Below are 16,169 nucleotides of genomic sequence, written 5' to 3'. Positions count from 1 at the left end.
AAGTTCGCAATACTGCGTGATTGTCTATATGTCATGCGCGGGCTCCGCATTCGTGCGGAGTCTGCGCAACCACACATCTCAAGGATGAGAATTCATGGCTGGCAAACCACCAAAAATCAAACCTGCGCCAAACAAAATCCCCGATATCAACACTGACGGCTTTCATCGGCCGGTAGGGGGTAATCTCCCGTCGTCTTCGGTGCTTCGTCAACCGGATCCGCTGCAGCCTTCCTCCCGACCGCACACGGCAGAATCGGTGGAAGTCATCAGCGTTATCCCGAACCTGATGCCGCCCGCCATCCCGATCAGTCACCCTGGTGGGGTTGTCGCGATCAGCACCTTGTCGAACTACTGGATACCCGTTTCGAGAAACATGGGAGAGGCCAATGAGCAAGGCATTCGGGTGCTCAAGCAACGCCAATATGTCGCTGTAGATGAAGAGCATTATGTGCAAGTGGTCAAGGACGCCGACAGTGGTCTGTTCCGCGCCACCGTCACCCGAGAGCGCGAGCCGTCCGGCCCGCTACTCAAACCGGATAGCGAGGGCAAACTCTGGTATCCGGTCGAGAGCAGCAACTCCGCGCATGAGCACATAGCGGACCTGTTTCACCGTATGGGGTATGCCATCGACGAATTCTCCGACATCACGCTTGCACGCATCCTCGCAGTGAGTGGCGTTGATGGAACGCTGGCGCGCCATACCGACGCTGACGTTCATCCCCCCGCACTGCTCCAGGACACCCTCAGGCGATTCAGCCTCGATCAGAAAATGGCGCGCTGGCCAAAAGAGGATCGCGCCGCAGTCTTTAAGGCGCATGAGCGGGCATTCGAAGTCGACTGTGATGAAAATACCTTGCAGATGCGACGAATTTTTCCTGATTTGCCTAAAACTGTGGCCGAGGCGATATGGCGTAATACAACTGCCGCCGAGCGTCTGCATATGCACAATCAGTCGGGCCTACCACCGCGAGTGGCGACAGAGACGTTGGTGGCCCTGCGAGAGGCTCGCCTGGCCAGGGCTGGCGAAGGGCTTTACTTGAATGCGGTGTCCAATTTGGACAGTGACCGCTTGGCGCTTTATATGATTGGCAATCTCGCAGATTGGCCGCAACAGATTCGAATCGAGATGCGTCAGGGCGTGCTGGACGGGGAGGTCTTGAGCGCGATCGGTGATGGCCGGTCGCCGGTTCGTCACGTGCTGATTCGACAGGACGCAGGGTATTTGGTGCAACGCGCCGATGGTCAATCAACCCAGGCGTTGCATGATCTGTATTCGGCAGTCTGCTTGTTGCTGCTGCCCGCGCAGCGCAAGGCGCTGGGCATGCCTGAAGCCGCTGGCCCGACATTGCAGCGATGGGTCCGTGCCCAGCCGTTACCTCCGCGGCAGACCGTGAGCGAAGTGCTGGGACTGGAACCGTTGCCATTGGCCATCGAAGCTGTAACTGCGCAATACCGGCAGGCGGGGTATCTGCGGGGCGGAGCCGATGAAAATCCCGAGCCGGGCAGGTTTGTTGAAAAACGCGTTCGTGATCTGTATCCGGAGCTCTCTGACGAGGATGTAGCGCGATTTATCAATGAGCATCTGCACAGCGATCCGTCCGGGGTTTTGATTCGTTTGGAAAAAGAGTTCGCAACGTTGCGGCAGGAGTTAAGCGCCTGGAGCGCGATCGTCCCTCCACATCACACTGAGGGGGAGGTATGGAGCCCTGCAGCACTTGCCCATCAACTACAGTTGCGACAGGGCTTCAGTAAAAATCTGCAAGCTCTCTGGCAGAAAAAATTGATAACACCCCATGACGCTCAAGGCGAAAGTTTTTCTTCGTTCATCGACTTCGCCGGTGAGTTGCCGCACACATCCGCAAGATTCGAGCATGTGACAGAGTTGGTGCTGGAGGCACGCAACCCGAGCGTCAAGCTCGGCAAATTGCTCGACAGCTTTCCCAATCTGCGCTACCTGATCCTCCAAAGGGTGCGTATGGAGACGTTCGCTCCAGGCATTTTTCAGATGCGCGACCTGCGCCATCTGGTCTTGCAGGATTGCTCACTGCAACTGTCTGACTTCGATGCCGAGGGGCTATCAAGAATCGAGACACTGACGCTGTTGAGGCTTGACGAAAATCCGTTGGGTGTCGCGCCACATGTGGGATTTATGCACCAATTGGGCGAGTTGTACCTGAGTGATGCCGGGCTGACGCAGATTCCTTCCGGGATAGAACAACTGGCAAGCTTGAGGGTGCTTGATGTGCACGACAATAATATCGTCAATATCAGAGAGGAGTTTTTCGAACTTCCTGATACACAAAATCTGGATATCAACCTGATTGACAATCCACTCGACGACGTCGCGTTGATGCGTATAGGTCAATATGTTCAGGGCGCCAGTATGGACAGGCAGGTTGTAATCAGGTTGCGAGAGCCTGTGGCGAATGACGTTGTTGATGTTTTCGACTCTCCTGATACCGGGATTGAATCGTCGAGTGACTGACGACATTGCCTGGTAGTTGTTAATCCAGTAAAGCCTTCTTTCAGTTGTAGCCAATATCAGTTTGGCCCACTCTCTGCCTCGTTCTCGAACAATGGTATGAAGGTGGGCTTTTTAATATATGGGAAAGATTTTTTATTGCAGGATTTGATCGTTTTCTGAATGGTTGTGGTTACTTGATTGCAGGGGGCGATATTAGGCGAATGTAAGTCTCCTGGTTTGCACTGTCGGGTGTTTCTTTTTGCGACATTACATGCGGATATAAAGCATGACTTCTTTTTGTCTGGCGTGTGTGTGTCAATGCTCCAGCGTCATCACCCAGGAGCATGTTTTCAATTTGCCTTTCAGGAAGAAATTTATATGTTTGAAGAAAGTCTGAGTATCCAGCGCCTTGAAGTGAAGTTTTACTCTTCTGCCGTTCGCCATAAAACACTGTATGCCAATGGCCGTATGCAAGTTCGTGTGCTGGTGCTGGTGGCGGGAGAAAACTCGCAGGCCGAAGAAGTCTCGCTGCACGGCCATCCGGCACTGGAGACGCTCAAGCTGATCAGCTATGACACCTCTGCGCCGCTGAGCGGCGATTGGCATGTCGATTTACAGGAAAACCGCTACGCACACGACATGGCGGGTGGCGCCCCGCGCGTGACGCCATTGGTGCCTGCTGCCAGCAATCGGATTTCCGCGCCAGAGGACAGTGTTCAGGTTTTCGAGTTTTGGGTCACTTGCAGCCGTCCTGGCGCACTCCAGATTGCCGCTGAACTGACCCTGGATGGAAAGAAGTATCGAAGCAATGGGCGCAATGGTTACGACAGCAGTGTGACGCTTGAAGCGATTGCGCCTAAACGTTATCCACGCACCAGTTTCAGTCTCAAGAAAAACAGGGTCAGGGCTACGCCCAGTCTTTTTGAAAAGTTCGAACAATATAGTCTTGCTTTATATGCAGAAGGTCGACAAATCAACCTGCTCGATTGGTCCAGCCTGCAAGTGAAATATGACGCGGACTATGCGGTCGAGTTCTTCTCCTCTGGCAATGCCATAAACGTCTCGGTCGGCCCGAGAAGTTATACCGGCTATATAGCGCCGATTTATGGTGCGCAGGTGGTGACGCGCACGCCAACCGGCCTTCGAACCATGGAGCAGGATCCCGGAATAATATCGATCCTCAGTCATGTAACGGAAGAACATCCTCGCAAGCCAGAGAATAAGGAAACGCTGGAGTTGCTGGTGTTGGATGAATACGGTACCGCGCACAGTGTTCGGATCAATCCTGATATTGCGAACCGCTCGTACTCGCTTGGTTGATGTAGGGTTTTCAAGAGTTTCGCTAATCATGGTGTTTTCGGTGCAGCAGTCGGAACTCTTGCGTGTCTATTCGTTTCTGCAACTTACAGGATGTTATTCATGAGTACTAAAACTCAGGATTCAGTGCATTCGAATGCATTCAATTTTGGAGGTTTTGTTGCCGGTGGTGTTGATCCCCGTACAGGCATTTATACCTGCGCCCTGACACTTGGGGTTATTCGTTCCGGGGACCTCAACGGCCCTTCATTCAATCTTGCCTTGGGTTTCAACCCACTCAACACTCACAACGCCGGTTATGGCACGGGATGGTCGCTGCCCACCAGTCGTTATGATTTGCGTAGCAAAGTCATGACGCTCAACGGCGGTGAGCGCTATAAGGCCGTTGAAACAGGCGATGCTCTGCAATTCAAGGAAATGAAACTTGAGAGCGCCAAGGTACTGAAAGTCGCTGTCGGGCGTTATGAAGTTCGTTACAAGGATGGCCGGCGCGAAGAGCTTGAGGTTTACGGCGCCACCCATATTGCCGTGCCCATGAGGATCATCGCCGCGAACGGAACGAGCATTTCCTTGAAATACGCGACGTTCAACGAGCAACCCATGCTCGTGGAAATCAGCGATGCAAAAAGGACATTGCTTAAGGTCAGTCGTACCGCTGGCCGGCTGACGTTGACCCAGTATCCCGACACGCCATCTAGCGCTGAATTCACGATGACGCTCAAGAACGACCACGTCACAGCAATCGGTTTACCGGTTGGCAGAGGTTGGGATCTGCAGTACGAAGAGATTGATGGCATCAGGTACCTCAAACGCGTGGAATCGCCACTCGGTGCCGTGGAAAACATTCGCTACAAAAGGGTCGGACACCTGCTTCCTGCCTCAGGAGCGACGCAAAGCCTGCCCTACGTGATTGCCCATGAAGTTTTCGTCAAGCAAGGGCAGCCGAAGGTTAGCAAGACCTACACGTATTCGGACTGGAATTATCTGGGGCATGGCGTGCCGTCCGACCCGGCCGATGATGGTGACCCGCTGTACCGTGCGCCCAAGAGCTATGAGTACAGTTGCGTGGAAAGTTTGATTGTGGGGGCGAAGACTCATACCCACACCAAGCGCACCTACAACAAGTTTCATCTGTTGGTCTTTGAAGTGACCACATGTGGTGAGTCGGTGGCTTCGGTTACTACCGATTATCACTGTGAAGTCGGCAAGCCTTTCACTGAGCAGCCGGCGCAATTTCGCATGCCCAAGTCTCAGACCCGAGGTTACGCGAACAGCGTAACCGGGCAGAAACGCACGGAAACCACCATCACCGAGTTCGATGCCGCCGGCAATTTGCTCAGTCAGGTGGACGCCAGCGGCGTGAGTACGCAGTTCGAGTACTACCCGGCCAGCGATTCAGAAGGTTGCCCAAAAGACCCTCTGGGGTTTATCCGTTTTCTCAAGCAGAAAACCGTGGTGCCAGCGGCAGGCGGTGGCGCCTCGACCATTACCCGCTATCGCTATGCTTTGCACCCCGCCCTTGACGGCTCGACGCTGGCCAGTGTCCAGCCCGTTCAGGAGAGTTTTCTGGAGTTGGTTGACGGTGTCGAGATTCTGCGTTCAAAGGTTGACCTTACCTATTTGAGCTCGCCCAAGGACCCGACTCTGCACGGCGTGTTGCAACAGCAGAGTGTTACGCGCAATGCCACAACGACCCGCATCGAATATTCGTATGAGCTTGAAGAGACCACACTGTCCTTGAAGAAAACCGTTCACGGGTTTGACGGCACCACCAGTTCCAGCGAACAAAAGCTTTCGACCCTGAGTGGATTGACGGTGTCCGAGCGCGATGCCGACGACGCAGTCATCGAGCATGAATACGACAAGCTTGGCCGGCGGATACGCAAGACACTGGCGCCCGGCACGGCTTACGCCTCCTTTACCCAGTGGCGCTATGAGACTGCCAAGGGCCGCGAGCCGGCGACACTGATCACCCATGACTCGTCCGGGGGCATGCAAGAGGCCACTTACGATGCACTGGGGCGCATCGTCAAAATTCAGGAAAAGGACTGCGATAACCCGGACCCGCAGGGCGACTGCCCTATGCGCACTGTTTACACCTGCGTCCATGACAACACTGGACGACCCGTAACGGTTGAGCACAGCGATTGGTGGGATGGCGTTGCGCGCGAGGTCAAATCGGAGTTTTTCTACGACGATTGGGGCCAGACCAAAGAGACCCGCCATGGCGACGGGCGAATCGAACACAGTGAATTTGATCCCGTTAGCCGCAAGCAGAAGAACTGGCAGCAGGGCATGGGCAAAACGGTCACTGTCGTCAATGCTTTCGGCAAGCCAGACAGCGTCGAGGTATTCGATCTAAAAGAGCAAAGCCTGGGTAAAACCGTTTATACCTATGACGGGTTGGGCCGAACCCTCAGCCAGACCGATCCGGCCGGCAACAAGACCTCTTTCGAATACGACGTGTTCGACCGCCTGGTGCGCACTGTTTTGCCAGACGGACATGCAGTTGAAACCACGTTTGCAGCCCACAGCACCGATGAGTTGCCGGTGGACATCAAAGTGGCGGGCGTGCGGTTGGGGCAGCAGACGTTCGATGGTTTGAACCGTGTGACCGAGATGTCCGTGGGAGGGCGCAAGTCGTTCGCCAGTTACGAGGCCGGCCGCAGTCTGCCCAAATCGCACACCGACGCCTCAGGCCAGCGGACCGAGTTCGTTCATGAGCCGGCCTTGGGTGGATTATTGACTGAACGCAAGGCTGTCATCGCTCGCGGATCGCTCATTGAGGGTGACGAGCTGACCGAGGCCGAAGACGATGGGTTGACCACTCGATTCACCTACGATGTCCTCAACGGGAAACCCCAAAGCTGTATCGAACAGGGCCGCGAGAGTCATTTTGAGTACTTTCCCTCCGGGCGCCTCAAATCGCAAACCACGCAATTTGGCGATCAGCGCCAGACCGTCTCCCATACCTATACTTTCGCCGGTCGTCCCCTGACGTACGTGGACGTGCTGGGCGTAAAGCACAAGACCGAATACGACACGTGGGGACGCAGAGTCTCGTTCAAGCAGGGGGCGGTGCAGGCTGATTTTTTCTATGACAAGAAAACCGCTTTGCTGGAACGCATTGAAACTCGCGATACCTCCTCTAGCAAGCTCTTGACGACGCGCCTGACCTACGATGACCTCGGGCGCGAGGCCAGCCGAAGCTTTGAGGCCAATGGTTTGGTCACCCAGACGCTGACCTCCACCTATACCGTGGTTGGCAAGCTGTCGCAGAAAGTCCTGAAACGCGGCGCTTTCGTGCTGCGCGATGAACGATTCGCTTACGACGTGCGCGGCCGCCTCACTCAGTACAACTGCGACGGCAGCCAGCAACCTCGAGATCCTTACGGCAAAGAGATCATCCGGCAAACCTTTACCTTCGACGCGCTGGACAACATCCTCACCCTGGAAACCACTTTTCCCCAAGGCGTTAACGTAACGACCTTCAGTTACAGCGAAATCGATCCTGCACAGCTCGTTGGGGTAACCCACTCACATGCCGATTATCCGGCGCCGGTTACGCTGGAGTACGACGCCGACGGCCGGATGATCAAGGACGACCACGCGCGCACCCTGGCGTATGACGCGTTTGGACGTCTTATCCGGTTGACCAATGAGCGAGGGGAGGTGGTGCGTGGCTATCACTACGACGGTTTTGATCGAATCGTTGAGTTGTCGCAACCGCGAAAGCTGGATGTGCAGCGCTACTATCACAACGCCAGCGTGAGTAGCGAAATTTGCGGTAATGACGCGCTCAGTGTGGTGCGTGATGGCGGGTTTGTATTGGGCCAGCAGCAACTCGGTGCGGATGCGGGTAGTCGGATCTTCGGCACGGATCAACAGCAAAGCGTGCTGACCCGGTTGCATGACGAGCAATGGGACGACAGCGCTTATTGCCCCTACGGGCATCGCCCGGCTGACGGCGGGCAGTTCAGTCTGGCGGCCTTCAATGGCGAGCAACTGGATACCGTTACAGGTCTGTATTTGCTGGGCAACGGCTACCGCGCCTACAGCCCGACCCTGATGCGTTTCACCGGACCTGACAGCATGAGCCCGTTTGGCGCGGGTGGACTGAATGCCTACGCCTATTGCCTGGGCGATCCGGTCAATCGAGTTGACCCCACGGGCCATATCTCCTGGCAGGCAATTGCAGGGATTGCGCTGGGTTTTATCGGGATAGTCGCCAGTATCGTTACGTTGGGTGCAGCCTCGCCACTGGCCCTGTTGGGCATGGGGTTGGGCATCGCTTCCGGAGCGGCTGCCATAGGCAGTGAGTTGGCCAATGAACTGGCGCCACAGTCCCAGGTCGGGGCGATACTTGGCTGGGTAAGTTTGGGGCTTGGCATTGCGTCTGCTGCCGCAGGGGCCCTTGCTGTCCGACAGGCTGTTGCGCAAAGCCTGAGGCCTCGTCCCTATCTCGTGAAATTGGCCGACGAACCGCCGGTCAGAATCGTGGAAAAGGAATACGCGACCTTTGGCGGCAGAAAGCACGGTGGCAAATCAGGCAAGGCCGGGGCTAGTGCCGCGCCGCCCGAGCCGCCAGCAAACTGGACATTGATTGAGGAGTTCCAGAATCACGACTACCTGCCGCCGGGTAAACTTGGTGCGGGTTCCAGGGCTAAATATGCTGAATTCAAAACGGCAGTTGAAAGCAATATCAGCCCCAGTGACGCTGCCCGGGCTTATCCCGGAAGCAAGCAGGATCCTTATCCCAATTACAAATTCTTCTATCCAAACAGCTTGCACGAAGGATTTTCCCACGTGCATACGCGTTTAAGCCAAGAGCATCGGTTGTTTTATCTGGTGAATGGCCAGAAAAAACAGGTTCGCATTATGCAGTTAGGGGCGCACGAGCCTGCTTGGGGATCGGCGCATGTCGCCAGGTAATGACTGGTCTGAGACGAGAAAACGATTGGGTTTGCGCGGCGTTCGAATGCGGGGGAATACCCTTTATGACGAATGTTGCTTCAACGCCCATTCGACGTGTTCCCTGACCAGCGCCGAGGGATAATCCCGTCGCGCCTTCAACGCTTCCAGCACCGCAATCGTTGAGGGCGCATTGCCTAACCCCACTGCCAGATTGCGCAACCAGCGCTCATACCCGGCTCGCCGCAAGGGCGAGCCCTCGGTGCTGCTCAAAAACTTTTCTTCATCCCACAAAAACAGCTCGGCCAGTCCGGCGTTGTCCAAGTTGTGCCGTGGCTTGAAATCGCTTTCCGTCGAGGGCCGCGCGAAGCGGTTCCACGGGCAAACGATCTGGCAATCGTCACAGCCGAACACCCGATTGCCGATCAGTGGCCGCAGCTCTTCGGGGATGGCGGTTTTCAGTTCTATGGTCAGATACGAAATGCAGCGTCGCGCATCCAGCACATACGGGCCGACGAAAGCATTGGTCGGGCAGATATCGAGGCATGCAGTGCAGCGCCCGCAGTGTTCGGTACTGTGCGGCTCATCCACTGGCAGCGGTAGATCGACAAACAATTCGCTCAAGAAAAAATAGCTGCCAGCCTTACGGTTCAGTACCAGCGTATTTTTGCCGATCCAGCCCAGCCCAGCCTGCTCGGCGATGGCTTTTTCCAGCACCGGCGCGCTGTCGACGAAAGCGCGAAACCCGAACGGGCCGATCTCGCCTTGAATCTTGTCCGCCAATTGTTGAACACGTTTACGGATCAATTTGTGGTAATCGCGGCCCAAGGCATAACGCGACACGTAAGCTTTTTCCGGTTCGGCCAGACGTTTGGCCATCTCGGTGTCGCCTGGCAGGTAGTCCATGCGCAGGGAAACCACACGCAAAGTACCGGGCACCAGTTCTTCGGGATGCGAACGCTTGCTGCCGTGGGCGCCCATGTAATCCATTTCGCCGTGGTAGCCGGCCTCGAGCCAGCGCTGCAGGTGCTGCTCATGCTCGGCCAGATCGAGGCCGCTGATGCCGACTTGCTGAAAGCCCAACTCCCGGCCCCAATCCTTGATCGATTGGGCCAGAGCGGGCAGGTCTGTGGTGATGGCGGACATGAGGCGAGAGAAACCGGAGCTGAGGTGCGTATAATTCTGCCAGACATCGGAGCCCGAAGACGCATGCCGCACACGAAAGATGAATTACCCGACGCGCTGTATGGCGCTGCACAGGTGCGCGAGATCGACGCACGGCTGATTGCCGCGGGCACGCCGGGCTTCGAATTGATGCAGCGCGCCGCGCATGCGACCTGGCGGGCGTTGGTGCGGCAATGGCCGACAGCCGATGAAATGACTGTGCTTGCCGGCCACGGCAACAATGCTGGCGACGGCTATTTGCTCGCCGCAATGGCGCATCGGGCGGGTTGGCGGGTGCGCGTGCTGGCGGTCGGCGATGCGCAGCGCCTGCAAGGTGATGCCGCACAGGCGCATGCCGAAGCGCTCGCCGAGGGCGTCAGTGTGCTGGGCTGGGCCGGTCAAAACGAATTGCGCGGGGTCATTGTCGATGCCTTGCTCGGCACCGGCCTGACCGGTGACGTACGCGAGCCCTATCGCACGGCCATCTCGGCGATCAACGCCAGTGGCCTGCCGGTAACGGCAGTCGATATTCCTTCCGGACTGTCCGCCGACACCGGGCATGCGCTGGGTACTGCCGTTTGCGCCGACCTCACCGTCACCTTCATCGCCTTGAAAGTCGGGCTGTTCACCGGTGATGCGGCGGATCATGTCGGCGAGCTGGTGTTTAATGATTTGCAGGCGACGGCCGAAACCTGTGGTGACATTCCCGTCCATGCCAGGCGCCTGCACGCGGCTAATCTTCCACGGCTGGCACCACGTCTACCCGGTTCCCACAAAGGCCGCTTCGGGCATGTGCTGCTGATCGGCGGCGATCACGGTTTTGGCGGGGCGATCCTGCTCAGCACCGAAAGTGCCTTGCGCAGCGGTGCCGGCATGGTTTCGCTGGCGACTCGCCCGGAACATGTGCCAGCGGCATTGACCCGCATTCCGGAAGCCATGGCCCTGGGTGTTTCCTCGGCCAATCAATTGATGGGCCTGCTGGAAAAGGTTTCCGTGCTGGTGGTCGGGCCGGGGCTGGGGCAGGCTGGCTGGGGGCGGGCGCTGGTGTCGGCGGCAGCCAATGCGCCGTTGCCACAGGTGTGGGACGCCGATGCATTGAACCTGCTGGCCGAAGGGTTTGTCAGCTTGCCCAGGGATTGCGTGATCACGCCGCATCCGGGTGAGGCTGCTCGGTTGCTGGGGATCAGCACCGCGCAGGTGCAGGCCGATCGTCCTGCCGCTGCGTTGGCGTTGAGCAAAAAATATACAGCGGTTGTGGTGCTCAAAGGCGCCGGTAGCCTGATCGCCCATCCCGATGGGCGTCTGGCGTTGTGTCATCAGGGGCATCCGGCCATGGCCACCGCCGGGCTCGGCGATGTGCTGGCCGGTTTGACCGGCGCGCTGCTGGCACAAGGTATGGATGGCTTCGATGCCGCGTGCCTGGCGGTCTGGCTGCACGCCAATGCCGGGATGCACCAAGGAAAATTCGGCCGTGGGCTGGCGGCCAGTGATCTGATTCCAGCCATTCGTCAGTTGTTGGAGGAGCATGCACCGTGTCTGAAGTAACCCTGTACCTGGCCGATGAACAGGCCATGAGCGACTTTGGCACACGGATCGCCCGCGTGACCCAGGGCCATGGCCTGATTTTTCTTGTTGGTAACCTGGGCATGGGCAAGACCACGCTGTCGCGAGGGATTATTCGCGGGCTTGGCCATGTCGGAGCGGTAAAAAGTCCGACCTTCACATTGGTCGAGCCCTACGAAATCGGTGACATCCGCGCCTTCCATTTCGACCTGTATCGCCTGGTTGATCCGGAGGAACTGGAGTTTCTCGGGATCCGCGACTACTTCGACGACGACGCCCTCTGCCTGATCGAGTGGCCCGATAAAGGTGCAGGCTTTTTGCCAAAGCCTGACCTGACCATTACCATTAGCCCGCAAGACAGCGGGCGTTCGCTGAATATTTTGTCCCAGGGCTCGCGTGGCGAGGCCTGGTGTGCCGCTTTGGCATTGGAAACCAATTAGATGATGGGGTTAGGTATGCGCTTTCGCGCGTTGGTGGCTGCCGCAGGACTGATGTTGATGGCAGTAACCGTCACCGCTGTGGCCGATTCAAAGGTCAACAGCGTGCGCCTGTGGCGGGCGCCGGATAACACGCGACTGGTCTTCGACCTGAGCGGCCCGGTGCAGCACAGCGTTTTCACCCTGACTTCACCGGATCGACTGGTGATCGACATCAATGGCGCCACCCTCGGCGCGCCTTTGAATGTGCAGACCGCGAACACGCCGATCACCGCGATGCGCTCGGCCCAGCGCACGCCGTCCGACCTGCGGGTGGTCATCGACCTGAAAAAAGCCGTCACGCCCAAAAGCTTCTCGCTGGCGCCGAACGCGCAATACGGCAACCGTCTGGTGGTCGATCTGTTCGACAACCCGGCCGATGCCGCTCCGCCGCCTGCACCTGCGCCGCGGGTTGCGACGGTGCCGGCCGTGCCGGTCACCCCGACCGAACCGACCATCAAGCTGCCGCCAGCCCCGGCCGGCAAGCGCGACATTATTGTGGTGATTGACGCCGGCCACGGTGGCGAAGACCCGGGTGCGTCCGGCTCGCGCGGGCAGCGTGAGAAAGACGTGGTGCTGCAGATCGCCCGTGAACTGCAGCGTCAGCTCAATGGCATGAAAGGCTTCCGCGCTGAACTGACCCGTACCGGTGACTACTTCATCCCGTTGCGCGGGCGGACCGAGATTGCCCGCAAGAAGGGAGCTGATCTGTTCGTCTCGATCCACGCCGATGCCGCGCCATCTGCGGCGGCCTTCGGTGCTTCGGTGTTTGCCCTGTCTGATCGCGGTGCGACGTCCGAGACCGCTCGCTGGCTGGCCGACAGTGAAAACCGTTCCGACCTGATCGGCGGTGCGGGCAACGTCAGCCTCGACGACAAGGACCGCATGCTCGCGGGCGTGCTGCTTGACCTGTCGATGACGGCGTCGTTGACCTCCAGCCTCAACGTCGGGCAGAAAGTCCTGACCAACATCGGCCGGGTTACGCCGCTGCACAAACAGCGCGTGGAGCAAGCCGGGTTCATGGTGCTGAAGTCGCCGGACATTCCGTCGATCCTGGTCGAAACCGGGTTTATCTCCAACGCCAACGAAGCGAACAAGCTCTCGGCGTCGAGCCACCAGCAAGCGCTGGCGCGTTCGATCAGCAGTGGCGTGCGCCAGTTCTTCCAACAGAACCCGCCGCCTGGCACCTACATTGCCTGGCTGCGTGATTCCGGCAAGATTGCCCAGGGCCCGCGTGATCACCGAGTCAATCCGGGCGAAACCCTGGCGATGATCGCCGTGCGTTATCAGGTCTCGCCGGCAGCGGTGCGCAGCGCCAACAATCTGAAAAGCGATGACCTGAAAGCGGGCCAGCACCTGACCATTCCTGGCACCGAACTGGCGTCCAAAGAATGACTCAGGTCCTGAACATGGCCCGCATCGAGCTGCTCAGCCCACGGCTGGCGAACCAGATCGCCGCCGGCGAGGTGGTCGAGCGCCCGGCGTCGGTGATTAAGGAGTTGCTGGAAAACAGCCTCGACTCCGGTGCCAAGCGCATTGATGTCGACGTCGAGCAGGGCGGCGTCAAGCTGCTGCGGGTGCGCGACGATGGCAGCGGCATTTCTGCCGATGACCTGCCACTGGCGCTGGCCCGGCACGCCACCAGCAAGATCCGCAATCTGGAAGACCTGGAGCAGGTGATGAGCCTGGGCTTCCGCGGTGAAGCCCTGGCCTCGATCAGCTCCGTGGCGCGCCTGACCCTGACTTCGCGCACCCGTGATGCCGATCAGGCCTGGCAGGTCGAGACCGAAGGTCGAGACATGGCGCCTCGCGTTCAGCCGGCCGCGCATCCGGTGGGCACTTCGGTGGAAGTGCGCGACTTGTTCTTCAATACGCCGGCACGACGTAAATTCCTCAAGACCGAAAAAACCGAATTCGATCACCTGCAAGAGGTGATCAAGCGGCTGGCACTGGCGCGTTTCGACGTGGCTTTCCATCTGCGCCACAACGGCAAGACCATCCTCAGCCTGCACGAGGCCCACGATGATGCGGCCCGTGCCCGGCGTGTGGCGGCGATCTGCGGCTCGGGTTTTCTTGAACAGGCGCTGCCGATCGAGATCGAACGCAATGGCTTGCGCCTGTGGGGCTGGGTCGGTTTGCCGACCTTCAACCGCAGTCAGGCGGACTTGCAGTATTTCTTTGTAAACGGCCGCGCGGTGCGCGACAAACTGGTGGCGCACGCGGTGCGCCAGGCTTATCGCGATGTTCTGTTCAACGGTCGCCACCCGACGTTTGCGCTGTTTTTCGAGGTTGATCCGGCTGCTGTGGACGTTAACGTTCACCCGACCAAACACGAAGTGCGCTTCCGTGACGGGCGCATGGTGCATGATTTCCTTTACGGCACGCTGCACCGGGCGCTGGGCGATGTGCGTCCGGAAGATCAGCTTGCCGGTTCGGTCACCACTGCCGTGGTCCGCCCGACAGGGCTTGATGCCGGTGAGTTCGGGCCGCAGGGCGAAATGCGTCTGGCGGCCAATGCGCTGCTGGAGCAACCGCAGGCACAACCGGCGTTCAACACGTCGTCGGGCGCCAGCGCTGGCGGCGCTTATCAGTATCAATACACGCCGCGTCCGCAATCCGCTGTGCCGCCGGTCGCTGAGGCTCAAGCCGCCTATCGCGAGTTTTTCGCGCCCTTGCCAGAAGCCAATGCCAACGCATTGCCGGCCGGTCAGGAAGACATTCCGCCGCTCGGCTACGCATTGGCGCAGTTGAAAGGCATCTACATTCTGTCCGAGAACGCCCAAGGCCTGGTGCTGGTGGACATGCATGCTGCCCATGAGCGGATCATGTATGAGCGCCTGAAGGTCGCCATGGCCAGCGAAGGCCTCAGCGGCCAGCCGTTGCTGGTACCGGAATCGCTGGCGGTCAGTCAGCGTGAGGCTGATTGCGCTGAAGAACACGCTGCGTGGTTCCAGCGCCTGGGCTTTGAATTGCAGCGTCTGGGCCCGGAAACATTGGCGATTCGCCAGATTCCAGCACTGCTCAAGCAGGCTGAGGCCAACCGTTTGGTTGGCGACGTGCTGTCGGACCTGATGGAATACGGCACCAGCGACCGGATTCAGGCACACCTGAACGAACTGCTCGGCACCATGGCCTGCCACGGCGCAATCCGCGCCAACCGGCGTCTGGCCCTGCCGGAAATGAACGGTCTGCTGCGTGATATGGAAAACACCGAGCGTAGCGGTCAATGCAACCATGGCCGACCGACCTGGACCCAATTGGGCCTGGACGATCTGGACAAACTGTTTTTGCGCGGTCGTTGATGAGCCAGCTTCCTCCAGCGATTTTCCTGATGGGCCCGACCGCTGCGGGCAAGACCGATCTGGCCATCGAGCTGACCAAAGTGTTGCCGTGCGAGCTGATCAGTGTCGATTCGGCGTTGGTCTATCGCGGCATGGACATCGGCACCGCCAAGCCCTCAAAAGAGCTTCTCGCCGAATATCCTCACCGTCTGATCGATATTCTCGATCCGGTTGAAGCCTATTCGGCTGCGGATTTTCGTCGCGACGCCTTGCAAGCCATGGCTGAAATTACCGCGCGCGGAAAAATTCCGCTGCTGGTGGGCGGCACGATGCTCTATTACAAGGCTTTGGTCGAAGGTCTGGCGGATATGCCAGCGGCTGATCCCGAGGTGCGCGCGCAGATCGAAGAAGAGGCTGCACGCCTTGGCTGGCAAGCCCTGCATGATCAATTGGCGGTGATTGATCCGGTGTCCGCTGCCCGGATTCATCCGAACGATCCACAACGCTTGAGTCGCGCGCTGGAAGTCTATCGGGTCAGTGGTCAGAGCATGACTGCGCTGCGTGAGCAACAATCTGCGCAAAGTACTGAAGCAGCCGCTTCGGGACTGCAACAATTGCCCTATACTGTCGCGAACTTGGCCATTGCCCCGGCGAATCGTCAGGTACTGCACGAGCGCATTAAACAAAGATTCACAAATATGTTGGAACAGGGATTCATCGACGAGGTCGTAGCCCTGCGTAAAAGAAGTGACCTGCATTCGGGGTTGCCGTCTATACGTGCGGTAGGCTACCGCCAAGTCTGGGACTACCTGGATGGCAAACTGACATTGGCTGACATGCAGGAGCGCGGCATCATCGCCACGCGCCAATTGGCCAAGCGCCAGTTCACCTGGCTACGAAGCTGGGAAGATTTACATTGGCTGGACAGTCTTGATTGCGACAATCTGCCACGCGCCTTGAAATACTTAGGGACCATCTCCATATTGAGCTGAG

General features: G+C 58.3%; 9 protein-coding genes. 8 read left to right on the top strand and 1 reads right to left on the bottom strand.

Annotated features, from left to right (window positions below):
- The first annotated feature begins 94 nt into the window (after positions 1-94).
- The 3 genes from JJD74_RS15105 (at position 95) to JJD74_RS15095 (ending at position 8,713) form a co-directional block, all read left to right on the top strand.
- Complete coding sequence (locus JJD74_RS15105; RefSeq protein WP_200615097.1) at positions 95-2,485, top strand: leucine-rich repeat domain-containing protein; 2,391 nt, start codon at positions 95-97, stop codon at positions 2,483-2,485.
- A gap of 357 nt (positions 2,486-2,842) precedes the next feature.
- Positions 2,843-3,784, top strand: a complete 942-nt coding sequence (locus JJD74_RS15100; RefSeq protein ID WP_042557379.1) for a hypothetical protein — start codon at positions 2,843-2,845, stop codon at positions 3,782-3,784.
- 348 nt (positions 3,785-4,132) lie between these two features.
- Entirely contained in the window at positions 4,133-8,713 is a 4,581-nt protein-coding gene (locus JJD74_RS15095; RefSeq protein WP_200615197.1) for an RHS repeat domain-containing protein, read from the top strand.
- A 63-nt stretch (positions 8,714-8,776) separates the two neighbouring features.
- Here JJD74_RS15095 and queG read toward each other — a convergent pair whose 3' ends face one another.
- Positions 8,777-9,838, bottom strand: coding sequence for a tRNA epoxyqueuosine(34) reductase QueG (gene queG, locus JJD74_RS15090; RefSeq protein ID WP_047299486.1), 1,062 nt, complete (start codon positions 9,836-9,838; stop codon positions 8,777-8,779).
- A 63-nt stretch (positions 9,839-9,901) separates the two neighbouring features.
- Here queG and JJD74_RS15085 point away from each other — a divergent pair, with 63 nt between their 5' ends.
- From JJD74_RS15085 to miaA, 5 genes are read left to right on the top strand one after another with little or no spacing between them, the layout of a single operon-like run.
- Positions 9,902-11,401, top strand: coding sequence for an NAD(P)H-hydrate dehydratase (locus JJD74_RS15085; RefSeq protein WP_200615096.1), 1,500 nt, complete (start codon positions 9,902-9,904; stop codon positions 11,399-11,401).
- Positions 11,389-11,859 (top strand): tRNA (adenosine(37)-N6)-threonylcarbamoyltransferase complex ATPase subunit type 1 TsaE, encoded by a 471-nt coding sequence (gene tsaE / locus JJD74_RS15080; RefSeq protein WP_042557383.1) that lies wholly within the window; start codon positions 11,389-11,391, stop codon positions 11,857-11,859. The genes JJD74_RS15085 and tsaE overlap by 13 nt, the downstream gene beginning before the upstream one ends.
- Positions 11,860-13,290, top strand: coding sequence for an N-acetylmuramoyl-L-alanine amidase (locus JJD74_RS15075; protein WP_042557384.1), 1,431 nt, complete (start codon positions 11,860-11,862; stop codon positions 13,288-13,290).
- Complete coding sequence (mutL, locus tag JJD74_RS15070) at positions 13,287-15,197, top strand: DNA mismatch repair endonuclease MutL (RefSeq protein ID WP_200615095.1); 1,911 nt, start codon at positions 13,287-13,289, stop codon at positions 15,195-15,197. Before JJD74_RS15075 ends, mutL begins: the two co-directional genes overlap by 4 nt.
- Positions 15,197-16,168: a tRNA (adenosine(37)-N6)-dimethylallyltransferase MiaA gene (gene miaA / locus JJD74_RS15065; RefSeq protein WP_047299491.1), complete on the top strand. Its 972-nt coding sequence runs from the start codon at positions 15,197-15,199 to the stop codon at positions 16,166-16,168. Before mutL ends, miaA begins: the two co-directional genes overlap by 1 nt.
- Position 16,169: the final 1 nt, after the last annotated feature.

It is taken from the genome of Pseudomonas sp. MF6776 (assembly GCF_016613125.1).
GTDB classification, from domain to species: domain Bacteria; phylum Pseudomonadota; class Gammaproteobacteria; order Pseudomonadales; family Pseudomonadaceae; genus Aquipseudomonas; species Aquipseudomonas iridis.
This window is presented reverse-complemented; position numbering and strand designations above follow the sequence as displayed.

Bases quoted from the DNA above. Each gene is read 5' to 3' on its own strand.
- mutL (WP_200615095.1), top strand. From the start codon at position 13,287: ATGACTCAGGTCCTGAACATGGCCCGCATCGAGCTGCTCAGCCCACGG.
- JJD74_RS15075 (WP_042557384.1), top strand. From the start codon at position 11,860: ATGATGGGGTTAGGTATGCGCTTTCGCGCGTTGGTGGCTGCCGCAGGA.
- JJD74_RS15095 (WP_200615197.1), top strand. From the start codon at position 4,133: ATGACGCTCAACGGCGGTGAGCGCTATAAGGCCGTTGAAACAGGCGAT.
- JJD74_RS15085 (WP_200615096.1), top strand. From the start codon at position 9,902: ATGCCGCACACGAAAGATGAATTACCCGACGCGCTGTATGGCGCTGCA.
- JJD74_RS15105 (WP_200615097.1), top strand. From the start codon at position 95: ATGGCTGGCAAACCACCAAAAATCAAACCTGCGCCAAACAAAATCCCC.
- queG (WP_047299486.1), bottom strand. From the start codon at position 9,838: ATGTCCGCCATCACCACAGACCTGCCCGCTCTGGCCCAATCGATCAAG.
- JJD74_RS15100 (WP_042557379.1), top strand. From the start codon at position 2,843: ATGTTTGAAGAAAGTCTGAGTATCCAGCGCCTTGAAGTGAAGTTTTAC.
- miaA (WP_047299491.1), top strand. From the start codon at position 15,197: ATGAGCCAGCTTCCTCCAGCGATTTTCCTGATGGGCCCGACCGCTGCG.